Here is a 15564-nt window from a genome sequence, read left to right on the forward strand (position 1 = left end):
CACGGCTCCCGGTTCGGGTCCCGGCTGGGGTGGCGGCTCCGCCTTCCCGGCACCGACGCCTCCGCCGCCGCGGGAGCCGGGTCGGCCGCCGAAGCGGGTCGAGGCGGTCGCCGGCACGCCGTTCGGCGTGGTGCACCTGGACGTGCCCCCGGTCACCTCCGGCCTCGCCGTCGGTTCCCTGGTGGCCGGGATCGTCTCGATCCTCGTCGCGCTGCTGGTGGTCTGCTTCGGCGCGGTCGCCGGCATGGGCGGCGCCTGGGCGGCCGGCGCCTTCACCGTGCTGGGCGTCCTGTCGGGGGCGGGCGCGGTCGTCGCCGGCCTGTTCGGGCTGCGACAGATCCGCCGTGCGGCGCCGCCGCCGGCGGTCCGGTTCACCGGGCGGGGGCTGGCGGTGGCCGGCGTGAGCTGCGGCGGAGCGGGACTGCTGCTCAGCCTGCTCGGGCTGGGGCTGGCGTTGCTGGTGGCGCTGGCGTGACGCGGAGCCGCGACGGCCGGGCGTGAGCGGAGCCGCCCCGGGGTCGACGGGCCGGTTCCTGGGGAAGCCGGTACACTTGTGACCGTAGGTGCCCATCACGGGCGGGCAGGCGCGACGGGTTCGATCGGCGGGCGGGTGAGACGCTACGCCGGCCACTCCGTTTTGACCTGTGCGGTTGTGGTAGGTACTCTTTCCCCTTGTGCCCGGGCAGGCCCGGGCAACTCGTGCGTGCGCTGGATCCGGCGAGCCGGAGATCGCGCGGGAGCACGACAAAGCCAAAGACCCGGCGCGCGGCCTGCCGTGTGCCGGTGAAAGACCCCGGTCGACACGCGTGAGCGCCGACGCCGGGACCGTGAGCTGGGCGACACGCCCGACCGCGGGTGCCGGGACCTCCGCGAGGTGGCCCTGGTCGGAATGTAGGAGAGCCGGTCATCAGGTCGGCTACGGCAGAAGGCGCGGCCGCCACACAGCGGCCGAAGGGAGCGGAGAAGCCCGGTGCCCACCATTCAGCAGTTGGTCCGAAAGGGCCGTCAGGCCAAGACGACCAAGACGAAGACCCCGGCGCTCAAGGGGTCTCCCCAGCGGCGCGGCGTGTGCACCCGCGTGTACACCACCACCCCGAAGAAGCCGAACTCGGCGCTCCGCAAGGTCGCTCGTGTCAAGCTCAGCAGCCAGATCGAGGTGACCGCCTACATCCCGGGCGTCGGCCACAACCTGCAGGAGCACTCGATCGTGCTCGTCCGCGGCGGCCGTGTGAAGGACCTCCCCGGCGTGCGGTACAAGATCGTTCGCGGCTCGCTGGACACCCAGGGTGTCCGCAACCGCAAGCAGGCTCGCAGCCGTTACGGCGCGAAGAAGGAGAAGAGCTGAGATGCCGCGTAAGGGACCCGCTCCGCGGAAGCCGCTGGTCGCTGACCCGGTGTACAACTCGCCGCTGGTCACCCAGCTGGTGAACAAGATCCTGCTGCGTGGTAAGCGTCAGCTCGCCGAGCGCATCGTCTACGCGGCCCTCGAGGGCTGCCGCGAGAAGTCCGGCACCGACCCGGTCGTCACCCTCAAGCGGGCGATGGACAACGTCAAGCCGACCCTCGAGGTGCGCAGCCGCCGCGTCGGTGGCGCCACCTACCAGGTCCCGGTCGAGGTCCGCCCGGCCCGGGCGACCACCCTGGGCCTGCGTTGGCTGGTCACCTACTCCCGCGCCCGTCGCGAGAAGACCATGGTCGAGCGGCTGATGAACGAGCTGCTGGACGCGAGCAACGGCCTCGGCGCCGCCGTCAAGCGGCGCGAGGACACGCACAAGATGGCCGAGTCCAACAAGGCCTTCGCGCACTACCGCTGGTAACACCCTGGTTCCGGCGTCCGCGTGACGCCGGAACCGCCACCAGTTGTGTCGAGACGACGATAAGTAGGGATTGAAGTGGCCGCCGCAGACGCGCTCGCCAACGTACGCAACATCGGCATCATGGCCCACATCGATGCCGGTAAGACCACCACCACCGAGCGGATCCTGTTCTACACCGGCATCACGTACAAGATCGGTGAGGTCCACGAGGGCGGTGCCGTCATGGACTGGATGGAGCAGGAGCAGGAGCGTGGTATCACCATCACCTCCGCTGCTACCAAGTGTGAGTGGAAGGGCCACACGATCCAGATCATCGACACGCCCGGCCACGTCGACTTCACGGTCGAGGTCGAGCGGTCGCTGCGGGTGCTGGACGGCGCGGTCGCGGTCTACGACGGCGTCGCCGGCGTGGAGCCGCAGACGGAGAACGTCTGGCGGCAGGCGGACAAGTACAACGTCCCCCGGATGTGCTTCGTCAACAAGCTCGACCGGACCGGTGCCGACTTCTTCCGCTGCGTGCAGATGATGATCGACCGGCTCAACGCCACCCCGCTGGTGCTCCAGATCCCGATCGGCGCCGAGTCCGACTTCATCGGTGTGGTCGACCTGGTCGAGATGCGGGCGCTGACCTGGCGCGGGGAGACCCAGAAGGGTGAGGACTACGCGGTCGAGGAGATCCCGGCCGACCTCGCCGACTCCGCCGCCGAGTGGCGCGAGAAGCTGATGGAGACCCTGGCCGACGTCGACGACGCGGTGATGGAGAAGTACCTGGAGGGCGAGGAGATCTCCGTCGAGGAGATCAAGGCCGCCATCCGTCGGGCCACCATCGCCGGCAAGGCCAACCCGGTCCTCACCGGCACCGCCTTCAAAAACAAGGGCATCCAGCCGATGCTGGACGCGGTCATCGCGTACCTGCCGTCGCCGCTGGACATCCCGGCGATCGAGGGCACGGCCACCGACGGCGAGACGCCGATGCAGCGCAAGCCGTCCGTCTCGGAGCCGTTCTCCGGCCTGGCCTTCAAGATCCAGACGGACAAGCACCTCGGCAAGCTCACCTACGTCCGGATCTACTCCGGCACGCTCGAGTCCGGCTCCCAGGTGGTCAACTCCACCAAGGACCGCAAGGAGCGGATCGGCAAGATCTACCAGATGCACGCCAACAAGCGGGAAGAGCGCAGCTCGGCCCAGGCCGGCGACATCATCGCGGTGCAGGGTCTCAAGCAGACCACCACCGGTGACACCCTGTGCGACTCGGCGAACCCGGTCATCCTGGAGTCGATGACCTTCCCGGAGCCGGTCATCGAGGTCGCCATCGAGCCGAAGACCAAGGCCGACCAGGAGAAGCTCAGCACCGCCATCCAGCGGCTGGCCGAGGAGGACCCGACCTTCCGCGTCAAGCTGGACGACCAGACCGGCCAGACGGTCATCTCCGGCATGGGCGAGCTGCACCTGGACATCCTGGTCGACCGGATGCGCCGCGAGTTCAACGTCGAGGCCAACATCGGTAAGCCGCAGGTGGCGTACCGCGAGACCATCCGCCGCAAGGTGGAGAAGGTCGAGTACACCCACAAGAAGCAGACCGGCGGTTCCGGCCAGTACGCCCGGGTGATCATCAGCCTGGAGCCGCTGCCGCTGGGCAACGACGCCCCGACCTACGAGTTCGCCAACGCCGTGACCGGTGGCCGCATCCCCCGGGAGTTCATCCCGTCGGTGGACGCGGGTGCGCAGGACGCCATGCAGTACGGCATCCTCGCCGGCTTCCCCCTGGTGGGCGTCAAGCTCACCCTGGTGGACGGCCAGTACCACGAGGTCGACTCGTCGGAAATGGCATTCAAGATCGCCGGCTCGATGGCGATGAAGGAGGCGGCCCGCAAGGCCGACCCCGCGCTGCTCGAGCCGATGATGGCCGTTGAGGTCACCACTCCCGAGGAGAACATGGGTGACGTCATCGGCGACCTCAACTCCCGCCGTGGCATCATCCAGGCGATGGAGGAGCGCAGCGGCGCCCGCGTCGTCCGGGCCCTGGTGCCGTTGTCGGAGATGTTCGGCTACGTCGGCGACCTGCGGTCGAAGACCCAGGGCCGGGCTAGCTACAGCATGCAGTTCGACTCCTACGCCGAGGTTCCGGCCTCGGTCGCGAAGGAGATCATCGCCAAGGCGACGGGTGAGTGACCTCACCTGACGTGCTCCGATGATCCGGGGCGGTCGCGGGAGGGTGCTCCCCGCCCGCGGCCACCTCGGTCGGGATGCGTGAGACCGGGCCTGTAGGCTTCATCGCCGCAGAACCCACCAAAGCTCTCCGGCCGCCAGGCCGGAAAGGCTGTCGACAGAGTCCTAAGCGCCGACCGGCGCGCCGGGGCGAACGAACCAAGAAGTCCACAGGAGGACACCAGTGGCGAAGGCGAAGTTCGAGCGGACTAAGCCGCACGTCAACATCGGCACCATTGGTCACATCGACCACGGTAAGACGACGCTGACGGCGGCCATCACCAAGGTCCTGCACGACCAGTACCCGGACCTGAACCCGTACACGCCGTTCGACGAGATCGACAAGGCGCCGGAGGAGAAGGCCCGCGGCATCACGATCTCCATCGCGCACGTCGAGTACCAGACCGAGGCGCGGCACTACGCGCACGTCGACTGCCCCGGTCACGCCGACTACATCAAGAACATGATCACCGGTGCCGCGCAGATGGACGGCGCGATCCTGGTGGTCGCGGCGACCGACGGCCCGATGCCGCAGACCCGCGAGCACGTGCTGCTGGCCCGCCAGGTCGGCGTGCCCTACATCGTCGTGGCGCTCAACAAGAGCGACATGGTCGACGACGAGGAGCTCCTGGAGCTCGTCGAGCTCGAGGTCCGCGAGCTGCTCTCGTCGCAGGAGTACCCGGGTGACGACCTGCCGGTCGTCCGGGTCTCGGCGCTGAAGGCCCTCGAGGGTGACCCCGAGTGGACCGGCAAGCTGCTGGACCTGATGACCGCTGTCGACACCGCGATCCCGCAGCCGGAGCGCGAGACCGACAAGCCGTTCCTGATGCCGATCGAGGACGTCTTCACGATCACCGGTCGTGGCACCGTCGTCACCGGTCGCGCGGAGCGCGGCGTGCTCAAGCCGAACGAGGAGGTGGAGATCGTCGGCATCCGCGAGAAGTCGATGAAGACCACCTGCACCGGCATCGAGATGTTCCGCAAGCTGCTCGACGAGGCCCGCGCGGGTGAGAACGTCGGTCTGCTGCTGCGTGGCATCAAGCGCGAGGACGTCGAGCGCGGCATGGTCGTCATCAAGCCGGGCACCACGACCCCGCACACGGAGTTCGAGGCGACGGTCTACATCCTCTCCAAGGAGGAGGGCGGCCGGCACACCCCGTTCTTCCAGAACTACCGTCCGCAGTTCTACTTCCGGACCACGGACGTCACCGGTGTCGTCACGCTCCCCGAGGGCACCGAGATGGTCATGCCGGGTGACAACACCACCATGACGGTGAAGCTGATCCAGCCCATCGCCATGGAGGAGAACCTCAAGTTCGCGATCCGCGAGGGTGGCCGCACCGTCGGCGCCGGGTTCGTCACCAAGATCATCAAGTGAGCTAGGTAACCCCGATTAGACCCGCCGCCGGTCGTGCGGCATACTAGTCAGGTTGCGTAACGACAGTTCGCTGCCCGTGTTCGGCTTTCGTCGAACCTCCGGGCTGCAGGACAGTCGGGCGTAGGGTGGTTGGCGGCCCGTCCGCCAACCACCCTCGCACGGCGTTCAGGTCGCGGTAGTGCGATCGGCGCCTTGACCCACCGCGCGGTCAGAATCGCTCCGGAGTCCCGGGGCGGAGCCTGGCCCGAGGGCGCGACACGCCCGACCGCGGGGGTCGGCGAAGTGGGCCTGTACCAGCCGGTACAGGCGCCCGCAACACAGCGGCATCGAGAGAAGGAACAGAAGCCACCATGGCGGGACAGAAGATCCGCATCCGGCTCAAGGCCTATGACCACGAGGTCGTCGACTCCTCGGCTCGGAAGATCGTCGAGACGGTGACGCGTACCGGGGCGCAGGTCGCAGGCCCGGTGCCGCTGCCCACGGAGATCAACCGTTTCTGCGTTATCCGCTCGCCGCACAAGTACAAGGACTCGCGCGAGCACTTCGAGATGCGCACGCACAAGCGGCTGATCGACATCATCGACCCGACCCCGAAGACGGTCGACTCGCTCATGCGCCTCGACCTGCCGGCTGGCGTCGACATCGAGATCAAGCTGTAGGGACCGGACAAATGGACAGGCAAGTCAAGGGGATCCTGGGCGCAAAGCTCGGCATGACCCAGGTCTGGGACAACAACCGCGTTGTCCCGGTGACCGTGGTTCAGGCCGGCCCGTGCGTCATCAGCCAGGTTCGTAGCGCCGACAAGGACGGTTACTCCGCGGTCCAGCTGGCGTACGGCACGATCGACCCGCGCAAGGTCAAGAAGCCGATCAGCGGGCACTACGCGAAGGCCGACGTCGCGCCGCGCCGGCACATCGTCGAGCTGCGCACCGCCGACGCGGCGGACTACTCGCTCGGCCAGGAGATCACGGTCGAGGAGTTCCCGGCCGGTGTCTCGATCGACGTGACCGGCAAGACCAAGGGCAAGGGCTACGCCGGCCCGATGAAGCGTCACGGCTTCCACGGTCTGCGCGCCAGCCACGGCGTCGAGCGCAAGCACCGCTCGCCGGGCTCCATCGGCGCCTGCGCCACCCCGGGTCGTGTCTTCAAGGGCACCCGGATGGCCGGCCGGATGGGTGGCGTGCGCTACACCGTCCAGAACCTGACCGTCCAGGCGGTCGACACCGAGAACAACCTCCTGCTCGTCCGCGGCGCCATTCCCGGCCCCAAGGGCGCGCTGGTCCTGGTCCGCACCGCGGCCAAGACCAAGGTGAAGAAGGGCGGTGTGGCCAAGTGACCACCGTTGACGTCCTCTCCGTCGAAGGCAACAAGAGCGGCTCCGTCGAGCTGCCCGCCGACATCTTCGACGTCCAGGCCAACGTCGCGCTGATGCACCAGGTCGTGGTGGCCCAGCTCGCGGCGGCCCGGCAGGGCACGCACAAGGTCAAGACCCGCGGCGAGGTCGCCGGTGGCGGCAAGAAGCCGTACAAGCAGAAGGGCACCGGTCGTGCCCGGCAGGGCTCGATCCGCGCGCCGCAGTTCGCCGGCGGTGGCGTGGTGCACGGTCCCGTGCCGCGCGACTACAGCCAGCGCACCCCGAAGAAGATGAAGGCCGCCGCCCTGCGTGGCGCCCTGTCGGACCGGGCCCGCGCCGGGCAGGTGCACGTCGTCGAGGCGTTCGTCTCGGGCGAGAAGCCGTCGACCAAGGCCGCCCTGGCCACGCTGGCCAAGCTGACCGAGGCCCGCCGGGTCCTGGTCGTGCTGAGCAGCACCGACGAGCTGAACTGGGTGTCGCTGCGCAATGAGCCGCGGGTGCACCTGATCGAGGCCGGCCAGCTCAACACGTACGACGTGCTGGTGGCCGACGACGTGGTCTTCACGAAGGACGCCCTGGACGAGTTCCTCGGTGTTCCCGCCGAGACCACCGAGGAGGGTGGCAAGTGAGCACGATCGCCGACCCGCGCGACATCATCGTGGCGCCGGTCGTCTCGGAGAAGAGCTACAGCGAGCTGAACCGCAACTGGTACACCTTCCTGGTGCACCCGGACGCGAACAAGACCGAGATCAAGATCGCTATCCAGCAGATCTTCAACGTCCGCGTCCTGACGGTCAACACGCTCAACCGCGAGGGCAAGCGCAAGCGGACCCGCACCGGGTTCGGCAAGCGCAAGGACACCAAGCGGGCGATGGTGAAGCTGGCTGACGGTGACCGTATCGAGGCCTTCGGCGGCCCGGTCAGCTGAGGGGTGTAGACAATGGCTATCCGTAAGTACAAGCCGACGACGCCGGGCCGGCGTGGCTCGAGCGTCGCCGACTTCGCCGAGATCACCCGGTCGACGCCCGAGAAGTCGCTGCTGGCTCCGCTGCCGAAGAAGGGCGGACGCAACGCCCACGGCCGGATCACCACGCGGCACCACGGTGGCGGTCACAAGCGCCAGTACCGTCTGATCGACTTCAAGCGGGTCGACAAGGACGGCGTGCCGGCGAAGGTCGCCCACATCGAGTACGACCCGAACCGCACCGCGCGCATCGCGCTGCTGCACTACGCCGACGGCGAGAAGCGCTACATCATCGCGCCGAAGGATCTGAAGCAGGGCGACGCGGTCGAGTCCGGTCCGGGCGCCGACATCAAGCCGGGCAACAACCTGCCGCTGCGCAACATCCCGGTCGGTACCACCATCCACAACGTGGAGCTGCGCCCGGGCGGCGGCGCCAAGCTGGCCCGCTCGGCCGGCGTCGGCATCCAGCTGCTCGGCCGCGAGGGCGCGTACGCGACCCTGCGCATGCCGTCCGGTGAGATCCGGCGGGTCGACGTCCGCTGCCGCGCCAGCATCGGCGAGATCGGCAACGCCGACCAGTCGAACATCAACTGGGGCAAGGCCGGCCGGATGCGGTGGAAGGGCAAGCGCCCGACCGTCCGTGGTGTCGCGATGAACCCGGTCGACCACCCGCACGGTGGTGGTGAGGGTAAGACCTCCGGCGGTCGCCACCCGGTCAACCCGCAGGGTAAGCCCGAGGGCCGCACCCGTCGTAAGGGCCAGCCGAGTGACCGGCTGATCGTCCGCCGCCGCTACGCCACGCGTAAGCGCGGCTGAGGGAGATAAGACATGCCTCGCAGCCTGAAGAAGGGCCCGTTCGTCGACGACCACCTGCTCAAGAAGGTGGAGACGCAGAACGACAAGGGCTCGAAGAACGTCATCAAGACCTGGTCGCGGCGCTCGACGATCATCCCGGAGATGCTGGGTCACACGATCGCCGTGCACGACGGACGCAAGCACGTCCCGGTGTTCGTGACCGAGGCGATGGTCGGGCACAAGCTCGGCGAGTTCGCGCTGACCCGCACGTTCAAGGGTCACGAGAAGGACGACCGGAAGAGCCGTCGGCGCTGACGCCGCGGGCATACGGATAGAGGAACAAGGGGTTACAGCGATGCCAGGAAAGGGCGACGCTCCGGTGCTTCCGGGCGCGCGGGCGGTTGCGCGGCACGTGCGCATCTCGCCGATGAAGGCGCGCCGGGTGGTCAACCTCGTCCGCGGCCTGCCCGCGAAGGAGGCGCTCACGGTGCTGCAGTTCGCGCCGCAGGCTGCGAGCGAGCAGGTGTACAAGGTGCTCGCGAGCGCGATCGCCAACGCGGAGAACAACGAGCGGCTGGACCCCGACGCGCTGCTCGTCAGCGAGGCGTACGTGGACGAGGGCCCGACCATGAAGCGGTTCCAGCCGCGGGCGCAGGGCCGGGCGTACCGGATCCGCAAGCGCACCTGCCACATCACCGTCGCGGTCGAGGCCGTGGCGCCGGCCGCGCCGAAGAAGGCCGCGGCGAAGAAGGCGGCCCCGGCGAAGCAGGCGGAGCCGGCTGAGACGCAGAGCAAGACGGAGGGCGCCGAGTAATGGGTCAGAAGGTTCACCCGCACGGGTTCCGGCTCGGCATCTCGACCGACTGGAAGTCCCGCTGGTTCGCGGACAAGCTCTACAAGGACTACATCGGCGAGGACGTCAAGATCCGCCGCATGATGTCCAAGGGCCTCGAGCGTGCCGGCATCTCCAAGGTCGACATCGAGCGCACCCGGGACCGGGTCCGCGTCGACATCCACACCGCCCGGCCGGGCATCGTCATCGGCCGCAAGGGTGCGGAGGCCGACCGGATCCGTGGCGAGCTCGAGAAGCTGACCGGCAAGCAGGTCCAGCTGAACATCATCGAGGTGAAGAGCCCCGAGTCGGACGCGCAGCTCGTCGCCCAGGGCGTCGCCGAGCAGCTGTCCAGCCGGGTCAGCTTCCGTCGGGCGATGCGCAAGGCCATGCAGTCCGCGATGAAGAACCCGGTCTGCAAGGGCATCCGGGTCCAGGTCTCGGGCCGTCTCGGCGGTGCCGAGATGAGCCGGACCGAGTTCTACCGCGAGGGCCGGGTCCCGCTGCACACGCTGCGGGCCAACATCGAGTACGGCTTCTTCGAGGCCCGTACCACCTTCGGCCGGATCGGCGTGAAGGTCTGGATCTACAAGGGCGACGCGGTGCCGGGTCGGGAGACCCCGGCCGAGGCTCCGTCGCGCCCGCGCCGTGAGCGCGGCGACCGCCCCGAGCGGCCGCGCCGTGGTCGGTCCGGCTCGTCCGGCACGACCGCCGGCGGCACCGAGGCCGGCCGGGCCGCCGCGACCACCATCGCGCAGCAGGCCGAGACGCCGAGTGGTGACGCGGTGGATCCCGCCGCCGTCTCCGCCGCGGCAGAAACGCAGCAGGAGGGCTGACAGATGCTGATGCCGCGCAAGCCCCCGAAGGGCTTCCGCAAGCCGCACCACCCGGACCGCCACGGCGCGTCCAAGGGTGGTAACCGGGTGGTGTTCGGCGAGTTCGGGATCCAGGCTCTCGAGCCGGCGTACGTGACCAACCGCCAGATCGAGTCGGCGCGTATCGCGATGACCCGCCACATCAAGCGTGGTGGCAAGGTCTGGATCACGATCTTCCCGGACCAGGCCCTCACCAAGAAGCCGGCCGAGACCCGGATGGGTTCCGGTAAGGGTTCGCCCGAGTGGTGGGTCGCCAACGTGAAGCCGGGGCGGGTCCTCTTCGAGATGTCCTTCCCCAACGAGCAGATCGCGCGAGAGGCGATGCGTCGCGCGATCCACAAGCTCCCGATGAAGTGCCGGATTGTTACGCGCGAAGTGGGTGAATCCTGATGGCAGCGGGCGTCAAGCCTTCCGAGCTGCGTGAGCTCTCCGAGGAGGAGCTGGTCACGAAGCTGCGTGAGGCCAAGGCGGAGCTGTTCAACCTCCGCGTGCAGGCCGCAACCGGGCAGCTGGACAACAACCGGCGGCTGCAGGTCATCCGTCGGGAGATCGCCCGGATCTACACGATCATGCGTGAGCGCGAGCTGGGTCTCTCGGCCGCGCCGACTGAGGTGACTGCATCATGAGCGAGAACACCACCGCCGCCGCGCGGGCCCGCCGCAAGGTGCGTGAGGGCCTCGTGGTCAGCGACAAGATGGAAAAGACCGTCGTCGTCGAGGTCGAGGACCGGGTCAAGCACGCGCTGTACGGCAAGATCATGCGCCGTACCAGCAAGCTGAAGGTGCACGACGAGCAGAACACCGCCGGCATCGGCGACCGGGTCCTGATCATGGAGACCCGGCCGCTGTCCGCCACCAAGCGGTGGCGGCTCGTGGAGATCCTGGAAAAGGCCAAGTAGCGAAGGCTCAAGCTCGCCCGGCGTCAGTCGGGCGCGGGTTCCGCCAGGCTCCGGCCGCCTCGTGCGGCCGGAGAACCGGCAGACATAGGAGATAGACGTGATTCAGCAGGAGTCGCGACTGCGCGTCGCCGACAACACGGGTGCTCGGGAGATCCTGTGCATCCGGGTTCTCGGTGGCTCCGGTCGGCGCTACGCGAGCATCGGCGACGTCATCGTGGCCACCGTCAAGGACGCGATCCCGGGTGCCGGTGTGAAGAAGGGCGACGTCGTCAAGGCCGTCGTCGTTCGCACCGCCAAGGAGAAGCGGCGGCCGGACGGTTCGTACATCCGCTTCGACGAGAACGCCGCCGTCATCATCAAGGACGGCGGGGACCCGCGCGGCACCCGTATCTTCGGCCCGGTGGGTCGGGAGCTGCGGGACAAGCGGTTCATGAAGATCATCTCTCTCGCGCCGGAGGTGTTGTGACCGTGAAGGTCAAGAAGGGCGACACGGTCGTCGTCATCGCCGGCAAGGACAAGGGTGCCAAGGGCAAGGTCATCGCGGCCTACCCGCGGCAGGACAAGGTCCTGGTCGAGGGCGTGAACCGGGTCAAGAAGCACACCCGCATCAGCACCACCCAGCGTGGCGCCAAGACCGGTGGCATCGTCACCCAGGAGGCCCCGATCCACGTCTCGAACGTGCAGGTCCTGGACTCCGACGGCAAGCCGACCCGCGTCGGTTACCGGATCGACGAAAACGGCCAGAAGGTCCGCATCGCGCGTAGCACCGGTAAGGACCTGTGATGACCACGGCTACCGAAACCAAGACCATGCCGCGCCTCAAGGAGCGGTACCGCAACGAGATCGTGGCCCAGCTGCAGGAGCAGCACAAGTACGGCAACCCGATGCAGGTGCCGCGGCTGGTCAAGATCGTCGTCAACATGGGTGTCGGCGAGGCTGCCCGGGACGCCAAGCTGATCGACGGCGCCGTCCGCGACCTGGCCACCATCACCGGCCAGAAGCCGCAGGTGCGGCGGGCGACCAAGTCCATCGCGCAGTTCAAGCTCCGCGAGGGCATGCCGATCGGCGCGAAGGTGACCCTCCGCGGCGACCGGATGTGGGAGTTCCTGGACCGGCTGCTGTCGATCGCGCTGCCGCGTATCCGCGACTTCCGCGGTCTCGACGGGCGCAAGCTCGACGGGCACGGCAACTACACGTTCGGCCTGACCGAGCAGTCGGTGTTCCACGAGATCGACCAGGACAAGATCGATCGGCAGCGGGGCATGGACATCACGGTGGTCACGACCGCCACGACCGACGACGAGGGCCGGGCGCTGCTCAAGCTCCTGGGCTTCCCGTTCAAGGAGAACTGAGATGGCCAAGAAGGCGCTGATCCTCAAGGCGGCCGCGAAGCCGAAGTTCTCGGTTCGCGCGTACACCCGCTGCCAGCGGTGCGGGCGTCCCAAGGCGGTCTACCGCAAGTTCGGTCTCTGCCGGGTGTGCATCCGGGAGATGGCCCACCGCGGTGAGCTGCCCGGCGTGTCCAAGGCTTCCTGGTAATAGCTATTGCTCTTCGCCGTAGGCCCGGGGCTCACCGCCCCGGGAACCCCGGCGAGAAAGGCTGACGAATTCCATGACGATGACCGACCCGATCGCAGACATGCTCACGCGTCTGCGTAACGCCAACCAGGCGTACCACGACCGGGTGACGATGCCCTACTCGAAGATCAAGGCGAACATCGCCGAGGTCCTCAAGGCCGAGGGTTACATCGCCACCTGGTCGGTCGAGGAGCCCGAGGAGGGCGCCGTCGGCAAGCGACTGGTCGTCGAGCTGAAGTACGGCCAGAACCGGGAGCGGAGCCTGGCCGGCATCAAGCGCGTGTCCAAGCCCGGTCTGCGGGTTTACGCCAAGTCGGACGGGCTCCCGCGGGTGCTCGGCGGGCTGGGCGTGGCGATCATTTCGACGTCCCAGGGGCTGCTCACCGACCGGCAGGCCCGCAAGCGGAGCGTTGGCGGGGAAGTCCTCGCCTTCGTCTGGTAACGGGAGACAGGTAGAAATGTCGCGTATTGGACGTAAGTCGATCCCGGTGCCAGCCGGCGTCGACATCACGATCGACGGGCAGACCGTCAAGGTCAAGGGCCCGAAGGGCGAGCTCTCGCACACCCTGGCCGAGCCGATCACGATCGACCGGGCCGAGGACGGGCAGCTGAACGTCAACCGCCCGAACGACGAGCGCAAGGCCAAGGAACTGCACGGCCTCAGCCGTACCCTGGTCGCCAACATGATCGTCGGCGTCACCGAGGGCTACCGCAAGAGCCTGGAGATCGCCGGCACCGGTTACCGCGTGACCGCCAAGGGCAAGGACCTGGAGTTCGCGCTCGGGTTCTCGCACCCCGTGCTGGTTCCGGCGCCGGACGGCATCACCTTCACGGTGGAGAAGCCGACGCTGTTCCACGTGGCCGGCATCGACAAGCAGCTCGTCGGTGAGGTTGCCGCCAACATCCGGAAGATCCGCCCGCCGGAGCCCTACAAGGGCAAGGGCGTGAAGTACCAGGGCGAGGTCATCCGCCGCAAGGCTGGAAAGGCAGGTAAGAAGTGAGCGCCACGCTGCTCAAGCGCCGCCGCGGCGTCGCCGCCAAGCGTGCCGTCGGGCGTGCGCGTCGGCACTTCCGGGTCCGCAAGAACATCAGCGGCACCGCCGAGCGTCCCCGCCTCGTGGTCACCCGCTCCCTGCGGCACATCGTCGCCCAGATCGTGGACGACACCAAGGGTCACACCCTGGCGTCGGCCTCGACCCTGGACGCCTCGGTGCGCGGCTCGGAGGGCGACAAGAGCGCCCTGGCCGGCAAGGTCGGCGCCCTGCTCGCCGAGCGGGCCAAGGCCGCCGGCATCTCCAAGGTCGTCTTCGACCGCGGTGGCAACCGGTACGCGGGGCGGGTCGCCGCGCTTGCCGACGCCGCCCGCGAAGCCGGGCTCGAGTTCTAGAAACCCCGTCACGAGAGAGAAGGAAGGCTGCTGATGCCAGGTCAACAGCGCCGTGGCGGCGGGTCCGGTGGCAACGAGGGTGGTCGCCGCGACAACCGCCGTGAGGGCGGCCGCGGAAACGCGCCCGTCGAGAAGACCCCGCACCTCGAGCGGGTCGTCGCGATCAACCGCGTCGCCAAGGTCGTGAAGGGTGGTCGTCGCTTCAGCTTCACCGCCCTGGTGATCGTGGGCGACGGCGACGGCACCGTCGGTGTGGGCTACGGAAAGGCCAAGGAGGTGCCCGCGGCGATCGCCAAGGGTGTCGAGGAGGCCAAGAAGCACTTCTTCAAGGTTCCGCGGATCGCCTCCTCCATCCCGCACCCGGTGACGGGTGAGGCGGCGGCCGGTGTGGTGCTGCTCAAGCCGGCTTCCGCCGGTACGGGTGTCATCGCCGGTGGTCCGGTGCGCGCCGTGCTGGAGTGCGCGGGTATCCACGACGTGCTCTCCAAGAGCCTCGGCTCGTCGAACCCGATCAACATCGTGCACGCCACCGTGGCGGCGCTGAAGGGGCTCGAGTCCCCCGAGGCCGTCGCCGCCCGTCGTGGCCTGCCGGTCGAGGACGTCGCGCCGGCCGCCATGCTGGCGTCGCGGGCGGGGGTGGCTTCCTGATGGCTCGCCTGAAGGTCACCCAGGTCCGGTCCGAGATCGGGACCAAGCAGAACCAGCGTGACTCGCTGCGCTCGCTCGGTCTCAAGCGGATCAACGACGTGGTGGTCAAGGAGGACCGTCCGGAGATCCGCGGCATGATCTTCGCGGTCAACCACCTCGTGAAGGTCGAGGAGGTCGAGTAATGACGATCAAGGTCCACCACCTGCGCCCGGCGCCCGGTGCCAAGACCGCGAAGACCCGTGTGGGTCGCGGTGAGGGCTCGAAGGGCAAGACCGCCGGTCGCGGTACCAAGGGTTCCAAGGCCCGCAAGAACATCTCGGCGGCGTTCGAGGGTGGGCAGATGCCCATCCACATGCGCCTGCCGAAGATGAAGGGCTTCAAGAACAAGTTCAAGGTGGTCTTCCAGGTGGTCAACCTGGACCGGCTCGCCGAGCTGTTCCCGAACGGCGGCCAGGTCGGCCCGCTGGAGCTCGTCGAGGCCGGCGCGGTCCGCAAGGGCCAGCCGGTCAAGGTCCTCGGCACCGGGGACCTCGGCGGGGTCGCCCTCCAGGTGTCGGCGCACGCGTTCAGCGCGTCGGCCAAGGAGAAGATCGCCGCCGCCGGTGGCACCGTCACCGAGCTGTAAGAGCTGTACGACACATGGCGCCCGCTCAGTTGTCCCAACTGGGCGGGCGCCATGGTCTCCCCGGCATGTGTGCGCCGGGTAACATCGGATTCGGTTTATGTAGCCGGGCACATCTGCCCGGACCGGGATCGGGCTGTTAGAGTCCCTTCCCAGCTATGGATATCGGGCGCTCGCCCGGCACCCACCCCGACCCGCCCGGGATCAC

At 68.3% G+C, this 15564-nt stretch carries 26 protein-coding genes; all 26 read left to right on the top strand.

From position 1 onward, the window contains the following. The first annotated feature begins 127 nt into the window (after positions 1–127). The 26 genes from ACGFZ2_RS05255 (at position 128) to rplO (ending at position 15359) form a co-directional block, all read left to right on the top strand. Entirely contained in the window at positions 128–475 is a 348-nt protein-coding gene (locus ACGFZ2_RS05255; protein WP_393265054.1) for a hypothetical protein, read from the top strand. Positions 476–970: 495 nt separating this feature from the next. Then, on the top strand, positions 971–1345 hold the full coding sequence (gene rpsL / locus ACGFZ2_RS05260) for a 30S ribosomal protein S12 (RefSeq protein ID WP_007465318.1): 375 nt from the start codon (positions 971–973) through the stop codon (positions 1343–1345). 1 nt (position 1346) lies between these two features. After that, complete coding sequence (gene rpsG / locus ACGFZ2_RS05265; protein WP_013735957.1) at positions 1347–1817, top strand: 30S ribosomal protein S7; 471 nt, start codon at positions 1347–1349, stop codon at positions 1815–1817. A gap of 75 nt (positions 1818–1892) precedes the next feature. Further along, the gene (gene fusA / locus ACGFZ2_RS05270; RefSeq protein WP_393264992.1) at positions 1893–3989 is read left to right on the top strand and encodes an elongation factor G; all 2097 of its coding nucleotides are present in this window, start codon (positions 1893–1895) and stop codon (positions 3987–3989) included. Positions 3990–4209: 220 nt separating this feature from the next. Next, positions 4210–5403 carry an elongation factor Tu gene (gene tuf / locus ACGFZ2_RS05275; protein WP_393450483.1) on the top strand — a complete coding sequence of 398 codons (1194 nt, stop codon included), beginning with the start codon at positions 4210–4212 and terminating at the stop codon, positions 5401–5403. A 350-nt stretch (positions 5404–5753) separates the two neighbouring features. Further along, positions 5754–6062: a 30S ribosomal protein S10 gene (rpsJ, locus tag ACGFZ2_RS05280; RefSeq protein WP_007073037.1), complete on the top strand. Its 309-nt coding sequence runs from the start codon at positions 5754–5756 to the stop codon at positions 6060–6062. Between the two features lie 11 nt (positions 6063–6073). Beyond that, complete coding sequence (gene rplC, locus ACGFZ2_RS05285) at positions 6074–6739, top strand: 50S ribosomal protein L3 (protein ID WP_357460245.1); 666 nt, start codon at positions 6074–6076, stop codon at positions 6737–6739. Beyond that, positions 6736–7386 carry a 50S ribosomal protein L4 gene (rplD, locus tag ACGFZ2_RS05290; protein ID WP_357692538.1) on the top strand — a complete coding sequence of 217 codons (651 nt, stop codon included), beginning with the start codon at positions 6736–6738 and terminating at the stop codon, positions 7384–7386. The genes rplC and rplD overlap by 4 nt, the downstream gene beginning before the upstream one ends. Next, positions 7383–7685 carry a 50S ribosomal protein L23 gene (rplW, locus tag ACGFZ2_RS05295; RefSeq protein WP_076466668.1) on the top strand — a complete coding sequence of 101 codons (303 nt, stop codon included), beginning with the start codon at positions 7383–7385 and terminating at the stop codon, positions 7683–7685. Before rplD ends, rplW begins: the two co-directional genes overlap by 4 nt. Before the next feature lie 12 nt (positions 7686–7697). Next, a complete protein-coding gene (gene rplB, locus ACGFZ2_RS05300) occupies positions 7698–8537 on the top strand; it encodes a 50S ribosomal protein L2 (RefSeq protein ID WP_046567215.1) in 840 nt (279 codons plus the stop codon). 12 nt (positions 8538–8549) lie between these two features. Beyond that, complete coding sequence (gene rpsS, locus ACGFZ2_RS05305; RefSeq protein WP_007073032.1) at positions 8550–8831, top strand: 30S ribosomal protein S19; 282 nt, start codon at positions 8550–8552, stop codon at positions 8829–8831. 40 nt (positions 8832–8871) lie between these two features. Then, positions 8872–9330 (top strand): 50S ribosomal protein L22, encoded by a 459-nt coding sequence (rplV, locus tag ACGFZ2_RS05310; RefSeq protein ID WP_091102565.1) that lies wholly within the window; start codon positions 8872–8874, stop codon positions 9328–9330. Continuing rightward, on the top strand, positions 9330–10184 hold the full coding sequence (gene rpsC / locus ACGFZ2_RS05315) for a 30S ribosomal protein S3 (protein ID WP_091102569.1): 855 nt from the start codon (positions 9330–9332) through the stop codon (positions 10182–10184). Before rplV ends, rpsC begins: the two co-directional genes overlap by 1 nt. Positions 10185–10187: 3 nt before the next feature. Then, the gene (gene rplP / locus ACGFZ2_RS05320; RefSeq protein ID WP_073834927.1) at positions 10188–10613 is read left to right on the top strand and encodes a 50S ribosomal protein L16; all 426 of its coding nucleotides are present in this window, start codon (positions 10188–10190) and stop codon (positions 10611–10613) included. Beyond that, a complete protein-coding gene (gene rpmC, locus ACGFZ2_RS05325) occupies positions 10613–10849 on the top strand; it encodes a 50S ribosomal protein L29 (protein ID WP_013288628.1) in 237 nt (78 codons plus the stop codon). Before rplP ends, rpmC begins: the two co-directional genes overlap by 1 nt. Next, positions 10846–11121 (top strand): 30S ribosomal protein S17, encoded by a 276-nt coding sequence (gene rpsQ, locus ACGFZ2_RS05330; RefSeq protein ID WP_088998356.1) that lies wholly within the window; start codon positions 10846–10848, stop codon positions 11119–11121. The genes rpmC and rpsQ overlap by 4 nt, the downstream gene beginning before the upstream one ends. A 97-nt stretch (positions 11122–11218) precedes the next feature. After that, the gene (gene rplN / locus ACGFZ2_RS05335) at positions 11219–11587 is read left to right on the top strand and encodes a 50S ribosomal protein L14 (RefSeq protein WP_007073026.1); all 369 of its coding nucleotides are present in this window, start codon (positions 11219–11221) and stop codon (positions 11585–11587) included. Then, a complete protein-coding gene (gene rplX / locus ACGFZ2_RS05340) occupies positions 11584–11904 on the top strand; it encodes a 50S ribosomal protein L24 (RefSeq protein ID WP_172896341.1) in 321 nt (106 codons plus the stop codon). Before rplN ends, rplX begins: the two co-directional genes overlap by 4 nt. Further along, a complete protein-coding gene (gene rplE, locus ACGFZ2_RS05345; RefSeq protein WP_350681992.1) occupies positions 11904–12473 on the top strand; it encodes a 50S ribosomal protein L5 in 570 nt (189 codons plus the stop codon). Before rplX ends, rplE begins: the two co-directional genes overlap by 1 nt. A 1-nt stretch (position 12474) precedes the next feature. After that, positions 12475–12660 (top strand): type Z 30S ribosomal protein S14, encoded by a 186-nt coding sequence (locus ACGFZ2_RS05350; protein WP_007073023.1) that lies wholly within the window; start codon positions 12475–12477, stop codon positions 12658–12660. A gap of 73 nt (positions 12661–12733) precedes the next feature. Continuing rightward, complete coding sequence (gene rpsH, locus ACGFZ2_RS05355; RefSeq protein ID WP_013288624.1) at positions 12734–13141, top strand: 30S ribosomal protein S8; 408 nt, start codon at positions 12734–12736, stop codon at positions 13139–13141. A 16-nt stretch (positions 13142–13157) separates the two neighbouring features. Further along, complete coding sequence (gene rplF / locus ACGFZ2_RS05360) at positions 13158–13700, top strand: 50S ribosomal protein L6 (RefSeq protein WP_350711533.1); 543 nt, start codon at positions 13158–13160, stop codon at positions 13698–13700. Between the two features lie 8 nt (positions 13701–13708). Further along, complete coding sequence (rplR, locus tag ACGFZ2_RS05365; RefSeq protein WP_357692780.1) at positions 13709–14086, top strand: 50S ribosomal protein L18; 378 nt, start codon at positions 13709–13711, stop codon at positions 14084–14086. Between the two features lie 33 nt (positions 14087–14119). Next, positions 14120–14734, top strand: coding sequence for a 30S ribosomal protein S5 (rpsE, locus tag ACGFZ2_RS05370; protein WP_007073019.1), 615 nt, complete (start codon positions 14120–14122; stop codon positions 14732–14734). Then, positions 14734–14916 carry a 50S ribosomal protein L30 gene (gene rpmD, locus ACGFZ2_RS05375; protein WP_007073018.1) on the top strand — a complete coding sequence of 61 codons (183 nt, stop codon included), beginning with the start codon at positions 14734–14736 and terminating at the stop codon, positions 14914–14916. Before rpsE ends, rpmD begins: the two co-directional genes overlap by 1 nt. Beyond that, positions 14916–15359 (top strand): 50S ribosomal protein L15, encoded by a 444-nt coding sequence (gene rplO / locus ACGFZ2_RS05380; RefSeq protein WP_350711532.1) that lies wholly within the window; start codon positions 14916–14918, stop codon positions 15357–15359. Before rpmD ends, rplO begins: the two co-directional genes overlap by 1 nt. The last annotated feature ends 205 nt before the right edge of the window (positions 15360–15564 follow it).

The organism is Micromonospora sp. NPDC048063 (assembly GCF_043202855.1).
Taxonomy (GTDB): domain Bacteria; phylum Actinomycetota; class Actinomycetes; order Mycobacteriales; family Micromonosporaceae; genus Micromonospora.